The 17,042-nt window shown below is 72.6% G+C and carries 18 protein-coding genes; 6 read left to right on the top strand and 12 right to left on the bottom strand.

What is annotated here, in order from left to right; genetic code table 11:
- Nucleotides 1-69 precede the first annotated feature (69 nt).
- On the top strand, nucleotides 70-780 hold the full coding sequence (locus WME89_RS09805) for a DsbA family oxidoreductase (protein ID WP_438008955.1): 711 nt from the start codon (nucleotides 70-72) through the stop codon (nucleotides 778-780).
- A 30-nt stretch (nucleotides 781-810) separates the two neighbouring features.
- Nucleotides 811-1,710 (top strand): ribosome biogenesis GTPase YlqF, encoded by a 900-nt coding sequence (ylqF, locus tag WME89_RS09800; RefSeq protein WP_437652453.1) that lies wholly within the window; start codon nucleotides 811-813, stop codon nucleotides 1,708-1,710.
- A 61-nt stretch (nucleotides 1,711-1,771) separates the two neighbouring features.
- On the opposite strand, the gene WME89_RS09795 is transcribed toward ylqF, so the two are convergent.
- Nucleotides 1,772-2,344: an NADPH-dependent FMN reductase gene (locus tag WME89_RS09795; RefSeq protein WP_438008954.1), complete on the bottom strand. Its 573-nt coding sequence runs from the start codon at nucleotides 2,342-2,344 to the stop codon at nucleotides 1,772-1,774.
- A 473-nt stretch (nucleotides 2,345-2,817) separates the two neighbouring features.
- On the opposite strand from WME89_RS09795, the gene WME89_RS09790 reads away from it, so the two are divergent.
- A complete protein-coding gene (locus WME89_RS09790; protein WP_438008953.1) occupies nucleotides 2,818-3,744 on the top strand; it encodes a DUF808 domain-containing protein in 927 nt (308 codons plus the stop codon).
- Between the two features lie 82 nt (nucleotides 3,745-3,826).
- Here WME89_RS09790 and WME89_RS09785 read toward each other — a convergent pair whose 3' ends face one another.
- From WME89_RS09785 to WME89_RS09775, 3 genes are all read right to left on the bottom strand, one after another.
- On the bottom strand, nucleotides 3,827-4,249 hold the full coding sequence (locus WME89_RS09785) for a DUF3037 domain-containing protein (RefSeq protein WP_438008952.1): 423 nt from the start codon (nucleotides 4,247-4,249) through the stop codon (nucleotides 3,827-3,829).
- Complete coding sequence (locus WME89_RS09780; RefSeq protein ID WP_438008951.1) at nucleotides 4,230-5,093, bottom strand: HipA family kinase; 864 nt, start codon at nucleotides 5,091-5,093, stop codon at nucleotides 4,230-4,232. Before WME89_RS09780 ends, WME89_RS09785 begins: the two co-directional genes overlap by 20 nt.
- Before the next feature lie 431 nt (nucleotides 5,094-5,524).
- On the bottom strand, nucleotides 5,525-6,652 hold the full coding sequence (locus WME89_RS09775; RefSeq protein ID WP_438008950.1) for a hypothetical protein: 1,128 nt from the start codon (nucleotides 6,650-6,652) through the stop codon (nucleotides 5,525-5,527).
- Between WME89_RS09775 and WME89_RS09770 the strand changes: the two genes are divergently transcribed.
- Nucleotides 6,651-7,118, top strand: a complete 468-nt coding sequence (locus WME89_RS09770) for a hypothetical protein (protein ID WP_438008949.1) — start codon at nucleotides 6,651-6,653, stop codon at nucleotides 7,116-7,118. The genes WME89_RS09775 and WME89_RS09770 overlap by 2 nt on opposite strands.
- Before the next feature lie 111 nt (nucleotides 7,119-7,229).
- Here the strand turns inward: WME89_RS09770 and WME89_RS09765 are convergent, their stop codons facing one another.
- Together WME89_RS09765 and WME89_RS09760 are read right to left on the bottom strand one after the other, a co-directional pair.
- A complete protein-coding gene (locus WME89_RS09765; protein ID WP_438008948.1) occupies nucleotides 7,230-7,664 on the bottom strand; it encodes a hypothetical protein in 435 nt (144 codons plus the stop codon).
- A gap of 320 nt (nucleotides 7,665-7,984) precedes the next feature.
- Entirely contained in the window at nucleotides 7,985-8,455 is a 471-nt protein-coding gene (locus tag WME89_RS09760; protein ID WP_438008947.1) for a hypothetical protein, read from the bottom strand.
- Between the two features lie 175 nt (nucleotides 8,456-8,630).
- Between WME89_RS09760 and WME89_RS09755 the strand changes: the two genes are divergently transcribed.
- Nucleotides 8,631-9,131 (top strand): hypothetical protein, encoded by a 501-nt coding sequence (locus WME89_RS09755; RefSeq protein ID WP_438008946.1) that lies wholly within the window; start codon nucleotides 8,631-8,633, stop codon nucleotides 9,129-9,131.
- Nucleotides 9,132-9,166: 35 nt separating this feature from the next.
- Here the strand turns inward: WME89_RS09755 and WME89_RS09750 are convergent, their stop codons facing one another.
- The 3 genes from WME89_RS09750 to WME89_RS09740 all read right to left on the bottom strand — a co-directional run bounded on the left by WME89_RS09750 (nucleotide 9,167) and on the right by WME89_RS09740 (nucleotide 12,519).
- A complete protein-coding gene (locus WME89_RS09750; RefSeq protein WP_438008945.1) occupies nucleotides 9,167-10,366 on the bottom strand; it encodes an MFS transporter in 1,200 nt (399 codons plus the stop codon).
- 140 nt (nucleotides 10,367-10,506) lie between these two features.
- The gene (locus WME89_RS09745) at nucleotides 10,507-11,679 is read right to left on the bottom strand and encodes a hypothetical protein (protein ID WP_438008944.1); all 1,173 of its coding nucleotides are present in this window, start codon (nucleotides 11,677-11,679) and stop codon (nucleotides 10,507-10,509) included.
- A gap of 294 nt (nucleotides 11,680-11,973) precedes the next feature.
- On the bottom strand, nucleotides 11,974-12,519 hold the full coding sequence (locus WME89_RS09740) for a dihydrofolate reductase family protein (protein ID WP_438008943.1): 546 nt from the start codon (nucleotides 12,517-12,519) through the stop codon (nucleotides 11,974-11,976).
- Nucleotides 12,520-12,961: 442 nt separating this feature from the next.
- Here WME89_RS09740 and WME89_RS09735 point away from each other — a divergent pair, with 442 nt between their 5' ends.
- Nucleotides 12,962-13,984, top strand: a complete 1,023-nt coding sequence (locus tag WME89_RS09735) for an NADP-dependent oxidoreductase (RefSeq protein WP_438008942.1) — start codon at nucleotides 12,962-12,964, stop codon at nucleotides 13,982-13,984.
- Between the two features lie 10 nt (nucleotides 13,985-13,994).
- On the opposite strand, the gene WME89_RS09730 is transcribed toward WME89_RS09735, so the two are convergent.
- The 3 genes from WME89_RS09730 to WME89_RS09720 all read right to left on the bottom strand — a co-directional run bounded on the left by WME89_RS09730 (nucleotide 13,995) and on the right by WME89_RS09720 (nucleotide 17,040).
- On the bottom strand, nucleotides 13,995-15,191 hold the full coding sequence (locus WME89_RS09730; protein WP_438008941.1) for an outer membrane protein assembly factor BamB family protein: 1,197 nt from the start codon (nucleotides 15,189-15,191) through the stop codon (nucleotides 13,995-13,997).
- Nucleotides 15,192-15,469: 278 nt separating this feature from the next.
- Entirely contained in the window at nucleotides 15,470-16,684 is a 1,215-nt protein-coding gene (gene dinB, locus WME89_RS09725; protein ID WP_438008940.1) for a DNA polymerase IV, read from the bottom strand.
- Nucleotides 16,685-16,758: 74 nt separating this feature from the next.
- Entirely contained in the window at nucleotides 16,759-17,040 is a 282-nt protein-coding gene (locus WME89_RS09720; protein WP_438008939.1) for a hypothetical protein, read from the bottom strand.
- Nucleotides 17,041-17,042 lie beyond the last annotated feature (2 nt).

Raw genomic sequence — 17,042 nt, 5'->3', positions numbered from 1 at the left:
CCGTGGAGCACCGGCGCGCCGGCGGTGGGCGCCTGGCCGGACGCGCCGCGGGGACCTACGTTGAGCTCCATGAAGAAGCTCCGTGTCGATGTCTGGTCCGACATCGCGTGCCCCTGGTGCTACGTCGGCAAGCGCCGGCTCGAGGCCGCGCTCGCCAGGTTCCCGCACCGGGATTCGGTCGAGGTCGTCTGGCGCGCGTTCGAGCTCGACCCCTCGGCGAAGCGCGTGCTCGAGCCGCCCGTCCCGTACGCCGAGCGCCTGGCGAAGAAGTACGGCGCCTCCGTCGCCAGGGCCGAGGCCATGATCCGGCAGATGACCGACGTGGCGGCGGCGGACGGGCTCGAGCTCCACTTCGAGAAGGTCCGGCCCGGCAACACCTTCGACGCGCACCGCGTGCTGCACCTCGCGGCCGAGCGCGGCGTGCAGGACGCGGTGAAGGAGCGGCTGCTCCGGGCCTACATGACCGAGGGCGAGGCGATCGGCGACCCGGAGGTGCTCGCGCGGCTCGCCGGGGAAGCGGGGCTCGACCCGGACGAGGTGCGCGCCGCGCTCGCGGGCGACGCCCACGCGCGCGAGGTGCGGGCCGACGAGGACGAGGCGCGCGCGCTCGGCATCACGGGCGTCCCGTTCTTCGCGTTCGGCGGGCGCTACGGCGCCTCCGGCGCGCAGCCGGCGGAGCAGCTCCTCGGCGTGCTCCAGAAGGCGTGGGACGAGGCGGCTGCCGAGCCCGAGCAGGCGTTCGCCGAGGGCGCCGCCTGCGGCCCGGACGGGTGCGCCTGAGCCTCCGGGCGTGATAGAGCTACGCGACGGATGTCGATTCAATGGTATCCCGGCCACATGACCAAGGCTCGGCGCGTGCTCGCCGAGTCGATGCCGTCGCAGGACGTCATCATCGAGGTGCTCGACGCCCGCATGCCCCGGGCCAGCGAGAACCCCGTCGTGGCCGAGCTGCGCGGCCAGAAGCCGTGCATCAAGGTGCTGAACAAGAGCGATCTCGCGGACCCGGCCGTCACGAAGGCGTGGCTCCGTCACCTCGAGGCGGAGCACCCGGCGCCGCCGGGCGGGGCGCCGCCCGGCGGCCAGGTGCTCGCGCTCGCGATCTCCGCGAACCAGTCGTCCGAGGCGCGGCGCCGGATCCCGGAGCTCTGCAAGCGCCTCGCGCCCCCCAAGAACGGCCCTGGCAAGGTGGTGCGGGCCATGATCGTGGGGATCCCCAACGTCGGCAAATCGACGCTCATCAACACGCTCATGGACCGCAAGGTGGCCAAGGTGGGCGACGAGCCCGCGGTCACGAAGAGCCAGCAGCTCGTCACCTTGAAGAGCGGCATGGCCATCTCCGACAACCCGGGCATCCTCTGGCCCAAGATCGACGATGAGGCGGCCTCGTTCCGCCTGGCCGTGGGCGGGGCGATCCCGGACACGGCGATCGATTACCAGAGCGTCGCCCTCTTCGCGGCGGGGCACTTCCTGCGCCGCTATCCCGAGCTCCTCGTCGCCCGCTACAAGCTGAAGGAGCTCCCGGCGTCGGCCGCCGCGCTGATCGAGGAGATCGGCCGCCGCCGCGGCTGCCTGCGCGGCGGCGGGGCGGTGGACCTGCACAAGGCGTCGGACATCCTGGTCCACGACTTCCGCGCCGGGCGGCTCGGGCGCATCAGCCTGGAGGAGCCGCCGGGGCTGGAAGAGCCGTCGGGGATCGAGGAGAGCGCCTGAGCCGCGCCGCGGTGGCGCGGTCGATCCGGGCGCCTCCTTGCTGACGGCCGCGCCGCCGCCGCTACGCCGCCTGCTCCGGCGCGGCGCGCTTCGCCTCGACGATGGCGCGGGCGAACCAGAGGTACTCGTCCAGGAACCTGCTCGTCGACTTCGCGACGTTCTCGCCCTTCACCTGGAGCGACTCGTCGAACGCGCTCTGGACCTCCGGGACGAGCAGCTTCGTCGGCAGCGGGAAGGCCCCGAGGCTCAGGATCACGTGCTGGAGCTGGGTCGAGGCGTTGATGCCTCCGAGCTTCCCGGCGGAGACCGCGGCCACGCCGATCGGCTTTCGATTGAACTCCTCCCAGAAGTAATCCAGCGCATTCTTCAGCACGCCGGAGAAGCTGCCGTGGTATTCCGGCGTCACGAACACCAGGCCATCCGCCTCGCGGAGGCGGGCGCTCAGGCCCTGAACCCGCGCCTGGAGCTGCGGGTGCCGGCCGCTGCGCTCCTCCAGGATGGGCAGCTGGCTCTCCGCCAGGTCGATGAGGTCGGTCGCGACGCGCCTCTCCTGCAATCTCCTCTCCAGGTAATGGGCGACCTTGTGCGACTGCCTCCCGCTCCTCGTGCTGCCGAGCAATATGCCTACCTTCATGACGGCTTCCTCCAGCGATGGTTGGCGCTCCTGCCCCGGACGACGGCGCGGGGTCCGGCTGCGCTGGCCCGGCTCCGCCGTCGCCTGCGCTCGCCCTCCGCTCGCGTATCCCGCCGGCGTCCGTGGCTGACGTCCAGCTGCTTTCAAGGTGAGGCGGGATGTCCATTCTGTCAGACGGCGCGCCAATCCCTTGGACAGTTACCAATCGGTCGTCGTGCCCACGTCGCCGCGCGCGCCCGCGGCTGTCGAGCACCGCGCCATACGCCACGAGCGACGGACCACGCGCCGCGCGGGCGAACGCGGCGCCGCTCGGGACCGGCAGCGTGCTAGGCTCGCCGGTCAACGTGAACGCCCGGGGATCTTCGACCCGGGGGCGGCGCCCGCTACCATGCCGGCCGCGGCGGCCCCGCGGCGGTTCCACGGCGCGCCGCGGCGACGCCATCCACCCATCCATTCGACGAGGACCTCACTCCATGGCCGGAAGCAGCCTGCTCGCCCTGATCGACGACATCGCCACCGTGCTGGACGACGTGGCCGTGCTGACCAAGGTGGCCGCCAAGAAGACCGCCGGCGTGCTGGGCGACGACCTGGCGCTCAACGCCCAGCAGGTGACCGGCGTCAACGCCGACCGCGAGCTGCCGGTCGTGCTGGCGGTGGCCAAGGGCTCGCTGCTCAACAAGGCCATCCTGGTGCCCGCGGCGCTGGCGATCAGCGCCGTCATTCCCTGGGCCGTCACCCCGCTGCTGATGGTGGGCGGCGCCTTCCTCTGTTACGAGGGCTTCGAGAAGATCGCCCACAAGCTGCTGCACAGCGAGCACGACGAAGAGGCGCACCACGCCGAGCTCGTGCAGGCGCTCGCCGATCCGAAGATCGACGTCGTCGCGTTCGAGAAGGAGAAGATCAAGGGCGCGGTGCGCACCGACTTCATCCTGTCGGCCGAGATCATCGCGATCACGCTGGGCACCGTGGCGGATTCGCCGCTCGTCACGCGCGTGGTCGTGCTGACCGGCATCGCCTTGCTCATGACGGTGGGCGTCTACGGCGTGGTCGCCGGCATCGTCAAGCTCGACGACGCCGGCCTCCACCTGACCCGCCAGAGCAGCGCGGCGCAGCAGTCGCTCGGCCGCGGCATCCTGAAGGCGGCGCCCTGGCTGATGAAGGGCCTGTCCGTCGCCGGCACGGCGGCGATGTTCCTGGTCGGCGGCGGCATCCTGACGCACGGCATTCCCTGGCTGCACCACCACATCGAGGGCATGACCGACGGCGCCGGTCCGGTGATCGGCGCGGTGGTGCCGTCCCTGGCCGATGCCGTCGTCGGCGTCGTGGCCGGCGCCGTGCTGCTCGGCGTGGTGACGGCCGTGAAGCGGGCGCTGGGCCGCGGCGACAAGGACGGCCACTGAGCGCGAGCCGCGGGCGCGCGCCGGGCCGGCCTCGATCGAGGGCGCGCCGGCGCCCTCCGCCGCGCCGGGCGCGGTCCGCCGCTCAGCCCGGCCGCACCAGGGCCGCGAGCAGCCTCTCGAGCGCCGCGGCCGGGTCGGCGCAGAGGCCGGAGTGGACGCGCGAGGGCTGCACGATGGTGCTGGTCGGGGAGACCACCCAGCCGAAGCGCTCGGCCTGGGGCAGCCCGGCGACGTACCCGCACGCCGGATCGCCGGCGCAGAGGCGGCGGACGAAGTCCAGGTGGCCGCGGACCGCCTCGAGGTCGAGGGCGGGCCACAGGGCGAGCAGGCGCCGCTCGTCGGGCTCGAGGCGCGCGTCGAGGAAGCTCCGGGCGCGGCAGAAGAGCACCACCCCCACGTTGACGCGCTCGCCGCGCTCCACGCGCGGGACCACGCGCAGCAGCGCGTAATCGAACGCGTCGGCGGCGTCGCGCGCGGGCGGAGGGCTAGCGCCGGGCGCGGGCATCGCGCGCCTCCTCGGCGAACCCTCGCGGCGACGCGAGGCGGTGGGTCAGGTAGGCGGCGTAGGCCGCGCGCCGCGCCCCCGCGAGCGACGAGACGGCCGGCGCGGGCGGCTCCTCGACAGCGTCCGGGGCGAACGCCGACCGCCGGTCTCCCGCCAGCCTGACCGGCGGCGCCTGCTCGACCAGCCACGCGTCGGGGATGACGGCGACGATGTCGGCGATGCGCTCGGGCGTGAGCCGGGCGCTCAGCGCGGCGTCGGCCGCGGCGAGGTCGCCGGCGAACGGGAGCAGCACGTGGTTGCTGACGAGCGGGAAGCGGTCGGGCGCGTCGGCGAGCGGATCGGTCGTGTCGGTCCAGGCGTGGTGGACGTAGAGCGCCGCCCCGTGGTCGATCAGCCAGAGCTGGCGGTGCCACAGGAGCAGGTTGGGGTTCTTGGAGGTCCGGTCCACGTTGCTCACGAAGGCGTCGAACCAGACGACGGCCGCCGCAAGGGCCGGGTCGAGCTCCGCGCCGGCGAGCGGCTGGAACGGGAGCGACCCCGGCAGGTAGTCGAGCGCGAGGTTCAGGCCGGCGCTGACCGACAGCAGGTCGGACAGCTCCGGGTCCGGCTCGGCGCGCCCGAACTCCGGGTCGAGCTCCATGAACACGATCTCCGGCACCGGCAGCCCGAGCGCGCGCCCGATCTCCCCCGCGACGAGCTCCGCGATGAGCGCCTTCGGCCCCTGGCCGGCGCCGCGGAACTTCAGGACATAGAGCCCGTGGTCGTCGGCCTCGACGAGGGCCGGCAGCGACCCGCCCTCACGGAGCGGGGTGACGTAGCGAGTCGTGTGGACGGTTCGGATCATGCGGACCTTGGCGACCTGGCGGACAGCGCCCTCGGATCGGCGGGCGGCAGTTGACGACAACTCGGCGCTCCATGCCAGCGCGTTCGGAGAGCATGCGACGCTGACGGTGAGGGCCTTTGCATCGGCGGGGGTTTGCAGGGGCGCGCCGGGAACGTGCGCGCTCCGAGAGATGCCGCGCTGCGGTCGCGCCGCCGCTCCCCTCCTCTGCTGACGCAAGGAAGGCTGGACTGCCGCTCTCCGCCGGCGCCGTCTGCCAGGACTGGCATCGCGATGGCTCTTGATTGCTGGCGAGCGCTCCCGCGGCGCGCTCACGGCGCCGTTCACCGGGGGAGATGGCTCAGGGAGGGAACGAACGACCGGCGCGAGCGCGCCGGAGCGCGGCGCTCACTCCGCGCAGAAGCGCGAGAACGAGCGCCGCGGGCGAGCCTGGCTCACTCGCCGAGGAAATCCAGCCTCGATCCAGGCACGGTCAAGTAGTCACCGAGCCCGAACTCCTGCAGGTCGGTCGTGAACTCGAACGGACCGACGACGTGAACCACGTCGCTGCTCGCGCCGCCGGCGCCGCCCTCGCCGCTCGCGCCGCCCTCGCCGCCCGAGCCGCCCTCGCCGCTCGCGCCCGCCGAGCCGCCCTCGCCGCTGGCGCCCGCCGAGCCGCCCTCGCCGCTGGCGCCCGCCGAACCGCCCTCGCCGCTCGCGCCCGCCGAGCCGCCGGCGCCGCCCTCGCCGCTCGTGCCGCCGGCGCCGCCGGCGCCGACCGTGCTGCCAGCGCCGCCCTCGCCGCTCGTGCCGCCGGCGCCGCCGGCGCCCGCCGTGCTACCAGCGCCGCCCTCGCCGCCGGCGCCCGTCGTGCTGCTAGCGCCGCCCTCGCCGCCAGCGCCGCCCGTACCGCCGGCGCTGCCGGACCTGGTGACGATGATCGAGTCGACGTAGACCACGGTCGGGTTGGCCCAGGGCCCCGCGGTGCCTGCGTCGACCTTGAGGCCGATGCGCCTCACCTGGGTCTTGTCGAACGTCGGGGCGTCCACGGCGGCGGCATCGACGTCGATGGTGAGCTCCGTCCACTCGCCCAGGCTGCTGAGGTCTGTCCATGCCCAGGGGACGCCCACCCAGCTCTGCGCACCGCCGTTCTGCACGAACGTCTGCACGCCACCGCCGGTGGCGGCCTGCGCCTTCACGCGGAACGTGACGGTGGCGCCGGTCAGGTCGACCAGCCCCGGCCAGTCGAACTGGAACAGCGTCCCCGTGCTGGCCTCGGTGAGGGGCACGGCCAGCCGGGCGCAACCCGAGCAGCTCTCGTCCGGACCCGGACCGATGTCAGGAGCGCCGCCCGCGCCACCCTCGCCGTTGTCGCCACCCGCGCCGCCTTCGCCGCCGACGCCCGCGCCGCCTTCGCCGCCGACGCCCGCGCCGCCTTCGCCGCCCGCGCCGCCCTCATCCCCGGTCCCCGTGGAGGTCGAGGTGCCGGAGCTGCTCGACGAGCTCCTCGAGCTCGTCGACGTCGTGCTCCCGCCCGCCCCGCCGTTCCCGCCGGAGCCTTCGTCATCACCGCAACCCATCATGGCGATCGAGCCGGCCAGCAACCCAAACATCGCCAAGGAAAGAACTGATCTCATCCGTACCCTCTCTTTGTTTCACGCGCACACGAGGCCCGCGCGGCTGCGGCCGCCGTTCGCCGTACCTGCTCTTGCCGTACTCGATCCCTCTCCGGACCAGCCGCGCGCGCCGCGACGTTATCCCGAAGCCGGAATTTTCTCAACAGCGCCTGCGGAAGAGCCCGAAATGGACGCGCCGCTCGGCGGGCGCTCCTCGCTGCCTGCCTCACTGCCTCGCTGCCTCGCTGCCATTGCAGGCGAAACGCCGCATCACCGGCGCATCGAGCCGACGGGCGATCCCGGCGTGGAGCGCGCTTTGCCGGCCTCAGCACGGCACACCCGGCGCATTCGTCATTTCTGCCGTGAGGAGAAATATCTCGCCATCCGGCACAGACCCCCGCGGTCGCGCCTCGGGCGCCGGGAGTCGTCATGATGGCTTGATCTGATTTTCAGGCCGCGCAAGGCCCGAGGATCGACAGGGAAAGCGGACGGCGCGCAGCGCACGCGGGGTCGGCGCCGGCTCCGCGCTGGCGGGTCGCGTTGCTCAGGCCTGCTCGATGCTCTGCAGCGGCCCCCCGGCCAGGCCGGTCCCGGCGATCTCGGCGGTCCCGGCGGCCGGCGCGGAGAGGGTCCCCCGCTGCACCGGAGGCTGGCCGGGGAGCGCGTCGCCGATGTGCCCGCCGACGACGCCGATCTCCTCGTCGAGCGCGGCATCCCGCAGCGCTTCCCGCTGCCGATCGCGCGCGACGACCACCTCGGCGACCGTCCCGACGAGCGTGCCGATCACCGTGCCGGCGACGGCACCGGGCGGGCCGGCGATGGCGCCCACCGCCGCCCCCGCCGCGGCCCCGGCGAGCGCGCCCGCCGCGGCCTTCGCCAGGGTCGAGGTCCGTGGAGGCACGCCCGCGGGCATCGGCTCCTCGTCCCAGCGGCGCGCCCTGAAGTCCTTCTCGGCAGCATCAAAACCGGTGTCGTACATGGCAATCATCCTCGCGGAGACCGGAGCCGCCCGCCTCGCGGGACGGATCGCGGCTGTTCCGTCGTTCTCCGTGGTCGTTGTTTTCGGTCCTCCTGCGGGCCAAAGCACGCAGCGTGCCGACCACGGCTCGCCGCGTTCGGCGCGCTTCGCCGCGCGCGCGTGCGCCCATCGCGCCGCCGCGCCCGGGGCGCGCGGCGCATTTCGCCTCAGGCGCGCGGGCGCGTGCTCGACAGGCGGCCCCGGAGGAGCCATGTGGCGCGCCGTTAAGGTGACGACGGCGGCGGACGGCGGCGCGCGGGGCGCCGGCCGAGATCGCCAGCTCAGCGGCCTCCCGACGACGGCGCCGCGGTCGGGTCGAGCAGCATCAGCGCGATGGCGATGACATAGAACGAGAGGCCCACGAGCAGGAACGCGATGGCGACGCGGTAGATCGTTGTCTTGCGATCGCGGTAGGCGAGCGCGACGAGGAGCCAGCCTCGAATATCGCCGCCCGGCTGCTGGGTGAGCCACCGGATGTGCTGCACACCCCAGACGATGAGCGTGGCAGAGAGCAGCACGGTCGCCACGCCGGCGATGATCAGCCCCTGCGCCGCGCGGCTGGTGCCCGCGATGAGGCGCCCCGAGAAGCCGGTCGTGGTGATGACGATGCCGCACAGGCCGATCAGCACCTGGGCGCGGTTATGGAGGACGGCGAACTGCCGCTCCAGGATCCCGTGCATGACCTCCCAGGAGCCGGCGCCGGCGAACTCGATGAACCGGTCCGCCTCTTCCTCTCGCCCGACCTTCTTCATGGCCGACGCCGCAGCGCCCCGCGCAGGGTCGTAATGGCGGTAATGGCGACGACAAAGCGCACGGGACCTGCGATAGGCCGTCGTGGCAGGGTGCGGTCGCGACGGCCTGCTGGCCGGCGACCCGGCGCGACCGGGCCTTGCAGCCGGGGAAGCGAGCTGGTTAGCATGTCGCGCCATGGTAGTGGAAATCCGGCAGATGAACGCGATCTGCGTCCTCGGCTGGGTGGATCGGCTGCACATCGCCGTCTGGAGGGGGAGCGGCGTCGGCGAGTCCCACATGTTCTATCGGGAGATGAAGGCCGGCATCGCGCGCTTCGGCTCCGGGGTAGGCCACCTCGCCGTCATCGAGCCTGGCACCCCGCTGCCGCCGCCGGAGGCACGGAAGGTCATCGCCCGCGTCTTCAACGAGCACCCCGGGGCGGTGAGCGCCGTCTCGGTCGCGTCCGAGGGGCAGGGCTTCTTCGCCTCCGCCGTGCGCAGCGTGGCGACCGGGCTCATGATGCTCGCCAGAACGCCCGTCCCATTCCGGCTCAGCGGGAGCGTGGTCGACTCGGCCGCTTTCCTGTCGAAGCACATCGTCTCCCCCGACGGAGCGCCGCACGACGGGAGGCTCTATGTGCATGCGGTCCTCGAGATGCGGCGCAAGCTGCACCAGCAGGTGCCCAGATCGGCATGAGCCGCGGCCGGCACCCCGGCGCGACGCCGCGCCGCTCACACCCTGTTCTCCTGGTGTGACGGCCTCGCCGCGCGGGCGCGGAACAGGCCGAGGGCGACGAGCGTGAGCGCCACCATGAGCGCGCCCGAGGCCCACAGCACGGGGCGGTGCCCGTGGCGATCGACGCCCATGCCCACGGCCGGCCCGAGCAGCGCGAAGGCGGCGCGGAACAGGAAGCTGCGCAGCGACACGCAGCTCGCGCGATCGTCGTCGGGCACGAGGCGCTGCTCCTCGTGGTGGAGCAGCGGCATGTGCAGCCCGCGCACGAACGTGAGCAGGAAATAGAACGCGAACCCGAGCGCGTGGTGGGAGAGCGCGAGGCCGAGATACCCGGCCGCCACCAGGGCGAGGCACGCGAGCAGCGTCCCCGTCATGCCCAGCCGGCGGCCGGCGCCCTCGCTCAGCATGGATCCGAGCGCGGTGGTGAAGCTCGCGACGGCCCACATCGGGCCGATCCACGTGACGCTGGCGCCGGACTCGGTCGCGTACAGCGCCATCAGCCAGGTCGGCAGGTACGCCGCGAGCGCGAACACCACGCCGAGCAGCATCACCGCGCGCAGGTCGGCGCGCTCGACCAGCGCGCCGCGCACGACCGCGCGCATGCGGCCGAGGTGGTCCTCGACCCTGGGCTGCGCGCGCGCCGTCTCGCCGAACCGCAGGGCGATCCCGAGCGCGACGACCCAGCACGCGACCTCGATCGCGAACGGCAGGCGAGACCAGCGCGCGTAGAGGAAGCCCGCGACGAGCGCGGCGCTCCCGGAGGAGATCTGCGCGGCCGAGCGCATGCGGCCGTACCAGCGGGCGAACTCGTGCTCCTTGCCCTGCTCGCGCAGCGAGTCGTAGAGCAGCGCGGCGTCAGCCCCCGAGATGAGCGAGAACCCGACGCCGAGCACGAGCTCCGCCAGCACCACCGACCAGAGAGAGCGCGCGAGCGCGTAGGCCAGCCACCCGGCGAGGATGGAGACGCTGCCGAGCACGAGGGCGCGGCGGTGGCCGAGGCGATCGGCGATGTAGCCGGAGGGGAACTCGAAGAGCGCGATGCTCAGGTTGAAGAACGCCTGGACGCTCATCATCGTGGCCACGCTCATCCCGATGTCCCTGGTCCAGAACAGCGGGAAGATCGCCGCCGGGAACATCATCGAGTGCACGCCGTAGAAGGCGCAGATGAGCCATGGATTGTGCTTGACGGACGGCATCGCGCGGGCGCGCGAGCCTACGCGCTCCCGGGCGGAAGATCCTCACGGATCGCGAGGGTACCGTGGTGGATGGGATCGGCGCTCGCGGCCTCGCGAGCGCCTGATTCGTGCGCGCCGGCGATCCCGAGCGCCGGCCCCGATCACTCGGGGATGTGGAGCAGCGTCGAGCCTGCCACGGGCATGTAATTGCTGATCGCCATCGGCTCCACGCTGGTCGTGAACTCGAAGGGACCCACCACGTGAATCACGTCGGGGCCGGAGCCGCCTTCGCCGCCTTGGCCTTCGCCGCCTTCGCCGCCAGAGCCGCCAGAGCCGCCGGTACCGCCGTCGCCGCCCGCGCCACCTTCGCCGCCGGCCCCCGCCGTGCCGCCTTCGCCGCCGGCGCCGGCCCCGGCCGTGCCGCCTTCGCCCCCCGCACCGCTGGTGCCGCCCGCGCCGCCGTCGCCGCTGGTGCCTCCAGCGCCGCCCACGCCGCCCGCGCCGCCGTCGCCGCTGGTGCCTCCAGCGCCGCCCACGCCGCCCGCGCCGCCGTCGCCGCTGGTGCCTCCAGCGCCGCCCACGCCGCTCGCGCCGCCGTCGCCGCTGGTGCCTCCAGCGCCGCCCACGCCGCTCGCGCCGCCGTCGCCGCTCGTGCCCCCGGCGCCGCCCTCGCCGAACTCGTCGCTCGCCCCCCCGGCTTTGCGCTGACCGCTCGTGCTGCTGGGCCTCGTGACAGTGATGGAGTCGACGTAGATGACGGTCGGGTTGGTCCAGGGCCCCGTGTCGCCCGCCGTGACCTGAAGCCCGATCATCTCCACCAAGGTGCGGTTGAAGCCGGGGGACGCCGCGGCGGCGGCATCGACATCGATCGTTAACTCCGTCCACTCTCCGAGGTCGGCGACCGGATTCCACGTGTAGCCGATGTACGCATAGAATAGCTCGTCCCCGTTTTGCACGTACGGCTGCAAGCCGCCGCTGGTGCCTGTATGGGCCTTCACGCGGAACGTGACGGTGGCGCCGGTCAGGTCGATCGCCTCGTCGAACCCGATGAAGAACTGCGTCGCTTGCCCCCTGCCCGTGAGCGGCACGGAGAGCCGCGCGCAGCCAGAGCATTGCTCGCCCGGATCGACGGTGCCTCCGCCCGTGCCGGTACCGCTGGCCGGTCCGGTGCTGGTCGAGCTGCCGGTCCCGCTCGCCCAGCTCGACGACGTGCTGGAGCCGGAGGGATTCCCGCCGGCGCCGCCGCTGCCCGACGCATCGTCGCCGCCGCAACCCATCATGGCGAGCGCGCCGACCAGCAACCCGTGCACCGTCACAGAATGAACTGATCTCATCCTTGCCCCTCCTCGATATGCACCGCGAGGCTGCGCGACCGGAGCCACCATTCGCTGTAGCGGCTCACTCCGCACCCGAGATGCTCCGAGCCAGACCCGTATATCGCGAGACTATCCCGGGCAGAAAATCTTCTCAACAGCCTGGACAGGTGAATCCGTCGTCTGGTGCTCAGCGCGCATGGCGAGCGTCGCCGCTGGCTCCACTGCGAGTGCGGCATCCACATCAGACCACCTGTGGAGTCGACCGACGAGGGCGACGCGGTGGGGTCGAGTAGCATCATGGGGAGGCGTCCCCTACGCCGCGCCCCCGTACTTCACGTCGTATCTAAGGAGGGCCGCGCCGCTCGCGTACGGCTTCGATTCGAGGAGCGCCAGCTCTACCTTCCTCGTGCTCTCGCCGAAGAGCCGGATCCCGTGGCCGAAGAGGATGGGATTCAGCTTGAGGACGATCTGGTCGACGAGCCCGTGGTCCAGGAGAGAGCCGGCGAAGGCGCCGCCCCCGCAGAGGTAGATGTCCGCCCCGTCGCCCTCCTTCAGCCGCCGCAGGACCGCGAGCTCGTCGCGATCGACGACATGGACCTCCGCGCCCTCGTCGAAGCGCAGCGTCTTCGAGAAGATGTAGTGATCCATGTTCGGATACGCTCGCTTCCCCGGGACGAGCCCGAAGGGATAGCCCCACTCGTACGTCTTTCTCCCCATCACGACGGTGTCGTAGCCCTTCAGGCGCTCGGCGTACTCCGTGACGTGATCTCCCTGCATCAGGAAGCCCTCGACCGAGCCGTCCTCGTGCGAGATGAAGTTGTCGAGCGTCACCGCGACATCATAGACTATCTTTCTCATACGAACCCTCCTTCAAGGCCTGTCTTGTTCACGCCCCGGTCGCGCCGCGGCAGCGCCGGACCGACCCGCCGCGAGCCCCCCGGCTCGGCGCCGCGGTGGCCCCGGGAAAACGTCCCTCCGGCCGCGCAGCGAGCGCCGCCGTCGCCATCATGACCGTCACTGCCGTCGCTGCGCGCCACGGCACCGCGCGCCGTGGGCCGATCGTCAACGAGCGCGCGACGCACGCGAACGACAGGCGCGGTGCGCGGCGCGACGGACGGCTCACCTCGGGCGGCCGAGCGACGGAGCGATGGCTTCAGCGAGGGGTGATCATGAGCGACGCGGGTGAGGCGTCGCTGGCGACATTAGCATGGGTCCGCGCGCTTGCCTACCGCCTCGGCAGGTTGCCCTGCTCGGTATGCGCTGGTAGCGTCGTCGTCACCCGAGCAGAGGAGAAGATCCCATGAGGAGCGACACGAACCGGTGCTGGCGGCTTGCCTCACGTCCTGTCGGCCTGATCAAGGACAGCGATTTCACCTTCGGTGAGGAGCCCATCCCGGCGCCGAAGGACGGCGAGATCCTCGTGCGCACGCTCTATCTGTCGGTCGATCCCACGCAGCGGATCTGGCTCGACCGCGACTCGTACATGCCGGCGATCCCGATCGGCGATGTCGTCCGCGCCGGCGGGATCGGCAAGGTGGTGCGCTCGAACAGCCCTGCTTTCGCCCCGGGCGACCTCGTCCAGGGCCTCCTCGGCTGGCAGGACTATGCGGTGCTGGCGACCGGGAAGGACTCTCTGCTGCCGGCGACGAAGCTGCCGCCCGGCCTCGCGCCCGAGCTGGCGCTCAGCGTCTTCGGCGTCACGGGCCTGACTGCCTACTTCGGCCTGCTCGACATCGGGCGCGTCAAGCAGGGAGAGACGGTGGTCGTCTCGGGCGCCGCCGGCGCGACCGGGATGATAGCGGGACAGATCGCCAGGCTCAAGGGCTGCCGCGCGATCGGGATCGCAGGCGGCCCCGAGAAGTGCGCGTGGCTCACGGGTGAGCTCGGCTTCGACGCCGCCATCGACTACAGGTCCGAGGACGTCGAGGCCCGGCTCGGCGAGCTCTGCCCCTCCGGCATCGACGTCTATTTCGACAACGTGGGCGGCGCGATCCTCGACGCCGCGCTCGCCCACCTCGCGATGCGCGGGCGGGTCGTGCTCTGCGGCTCCATCGGCGACTACAACGCTTCCGAGGCGCCGGCCGGCCCAAGGAACTACCTGAGCCTGCTCATGAAGCGCGGCCGGATGGAGGGGTTCATCGTCAGCGATCACTTCGGCCGCCTGGAAGAGGCGGTCTCCGAGCTCGGCGGCTGGGTGAGCTCGGGCAAGCTCAAGAATCGCGTGGACGTCCAGGAGGGCCTCGAGAAGGCCCCGGCGACGCTCAACCGCCTCTTCACCAGCGCGAACGTGGGCAAGCAGCTGCTGAAGGTCGCCGATCCGTGAGCGCGCCCGGCTAGAACTCGGTCCCGATCACGTACCTGAGCTGCCCGGTCTTCAGCGAGAACACGTAAACCGCCGTCCACGTGGCGTAGAAGACGTCGTTCGCCGAGGTCGAGATACCGCTGGATACCTGCGACTTCTTGTGGACCTGCACGTCCCAGAGCCGCTTGCCGGTGCCTCCGTCGAAGCAGGCGAGGCGCGTGCCTTCCTTGCTGTCGTTCATGTCATAAGGGACGACCAGGAGCCCGCCCTCGTAAGCCGCCTCGTCCGACCCCATCGCCTTCGTGGTGAGCGGATCGACGCCGGGCACCACGTCCTTCCAGAGGACCTTCTTCTTGTCCACCGCGGCGACCATCTTGACCTGGCTGCCCTTGCTGCGGCGGCCGAGCAGGAACCGCGGCCCGGGCCCGCTCGGGACGAGCGCGTCGTGCGCCGTCATGCCCTCGATCTCGTGCAGGCTGGGCAGGCCGAGCTCGTCGAACTCGGACCAGCCGACGAGCTTGTAGCCGGGCGCCTCGGCCGCGTTCGAGCTCGGGACCGGCTTGCACGCCGCGTCCTTCGCGAGCTGGCGCCGCGCTCCGCTCGCCGGCTCCAGGCCGTGCTTCACGTCATCGACCGTCTCGACGACGATCACGCCGTTGCCCTGACAGACCCGCTTCGCCTTCTCGCCGAGCGACACCGACCATGACGGGCTCCCGGTGCGCAGATCGTAGGCCTGCGCCTTGCCCAGCCCGTCGATCGAGATCACCCGGCCGGCGGCCACCGCGCGCCGCGCCTCGTGGCTCGTCGCGTCCTTGGTGAGGACCGCGGTCTTCCAGATCGGCTTGCCGTCGCGGCCGTCGTAGGCCGCGATCCACTCTTCCCCGGCGGGGATGCTGCTCTTTCCGATCACGTCCGTCGCCCCGTCGCCGTTCACGTCGGCGAGCATGGGCCGGTCGCCGAAGTACGTGCGTGGTCCGCTGCCGAGCAGAGGCCGCGCGCCGGCGCCGGCAGCGGACGTCGCCGGCGCGCGCATCAACAGAAAGCCAGCCACGCCGCCGGCCACCATCATGGAGGTGACCGCCCCGAGCACGATGAAGGGCGCGGCGCCGCTGGACGGCGGGGCGACCCGGACGACGTGCATGCCCTGCGGGATCGGCGCGGTGGTCGGCTTCCTGCCGCGATCGATCAGCGAGCGCGCGCCGCAGTACTGGCAGGTGACTGCATCCATCCCCGGCTGAACGGGCAGCGGGGCGCCGCATCGCGGGCATCGGGTATCGACGATCCGGGCCATCGTTCCACTCTACACGAGCTCCTCGCTGGATTCGCAACGCCTTCGTCGCGAGGGACTCCACTTCGCCGCGTCGTCCTTGTTCCCGCGCGTCGTCCTTGTTCCCGCGCGTCGTCCTTGTTCCCGCGCGTCGTCCTTGTTCCCGCGCGTCGCCCTTGCCCCGCGCGTCGCCCTTGCCCCGCGCGTCGTCCTTGCCCCGCGCGTCGCCCTTGCTCCCTCTACTTCCTCTCTCGCTCGCTCCCGCGCCCTCCCCTGGCCGCGCCGCGATCGCCCGAGGGCGGCTGTTCCAGGAGGGCCGCGCGGGTGAGCCCCTTGCCCCCGAAGCGCTCGGCCACGTCGGCCACGACGCCCTCCAGGCGGCGGCGGCGCTCGGAGGCGACCGGGAACAGGCTCAGGGTCGGGCTGGCCGTCTGGCTGGTCAGGTCGCCCGCGGCGATGCCGACCAGCCGCACCGGCCGCGACAGGTCGAAGCGCGAGAGCAGGCCCTTCGCGCACGCGTAGATCGAGTCGGTGTCCCCGACCGGCTCGCCGAGCTTCGTCTGGCGCGTCCGCAGCGTGAAGTCCGAGTACTTGAGCTTCACCGAAACCGCGCGGCAGGACAGGCCCGCCTTGAGCAGGCGCCGCGCCACGCGGCCCGACAGCTCCAGCAGCCAGCGCTCGATCGGCGCCCTGCCGAGCAGGTCCTCCTCGACGGTCTCCTCCGCGCCGATCGACTCCGCCGCGCGGCCCGGCACCACCTCGCGCTCGTCGATGCCGGCGGCGAGGAGCCGCACGTGCTCGCCCCACGCGGGGCCGAGGAGCTCGTGCAGGCGCGGCGCCGGGCAGCGCGCGAGGTCGCCGATCGTGCCGAGCCCCGCGCCGTGGAGGCGCTCGGCCGCGCGCGGGCCCACGCCCCACATGCGCTCGAGCGGCAGCGGCGCGAGGAAGGCGGCGACGTCCCCGGGGACCACGACGAGCCCGTCTGGCTTCCGCAGGTCGCTCGCGATCTTCGCGGCGAACTTGCACGGCGCGACCCCGGCCGAGGCCGTGAGCCCGATCTCGTCGCGGATGGCGCGCTTGATCCGCGCCGCGATCGCCTCGCCGTCGCCGAAGAGCGACCGGCTCGCGGTCACGTCGAGGAACGCCTCGTCGAGCGACAGCCCCTCCACGAGCGGCGTGAACCTCCGGAAGATCGCGAAGACCTGCGCGCTCACCTCGGCGTAGCGCGCGTGCCGCACCGGCACGACGACCGCCTGCGGGCAGCGGCGGAGCGCCTCGGCCATCGGCATCGCCGAGCGGGCGCCGGAGGGGCGCGCCTCGTACGAGGCGGCCGCGACGACGCCGCGCCGCGAGGCCCCGCCCACGAGGACGGGGCGGCCCCGCAGCGACGGATCGTCGAGCTGCTCGACCGACGCGAAGAACGCGTCCATGTCGATGTGGAGGATCTCTCGCATCGCGGGTCCCCGATCGCACTCCAGGATCGCGCCGGGATCAACCGAGCACCCTGGCTCCGGGGGTTTCCTCGCGCTCAGCGGACCGGCGGCTTCAGGTCGTCCGGCAGCCTGCCGGCGGGCGGCCGCGGCAGCTCCGGGGGGCGCTCGAGCGGCGACAGCGGCGCCGCTGCGTCAGCCCCGGCGTCCGTCTGGGCGCCCGCGTCGGCGTGGGCGCCGCCGTCGGGCTGGCCCCCCGCGTCGGCCCCGGGTTTGCCGGCGTCTGCCGCGTCGCTGCCCGGGTCGGGCGGGGGCGCGCGCCTGTCGTCGGAGCAAGCGCAGAGCGCGCACGCGGCGATCAAGAGGAGCCATGCTCGCATGA

Origin of the sequence: Sorangium sp. So ce321 (assembly GCF_051530195.1) — a bacterium.
Classification (GTDB): Bacteria; Myxococcota_A; Polyangia; order Polyangiales; family Polyangiaceae; genus Sorangium.
The sequence above is the reverse complement of the archived record's forward strand: the minus strand, read 5'-3'. Positions and strand labels throughout refer to the sequence as shown.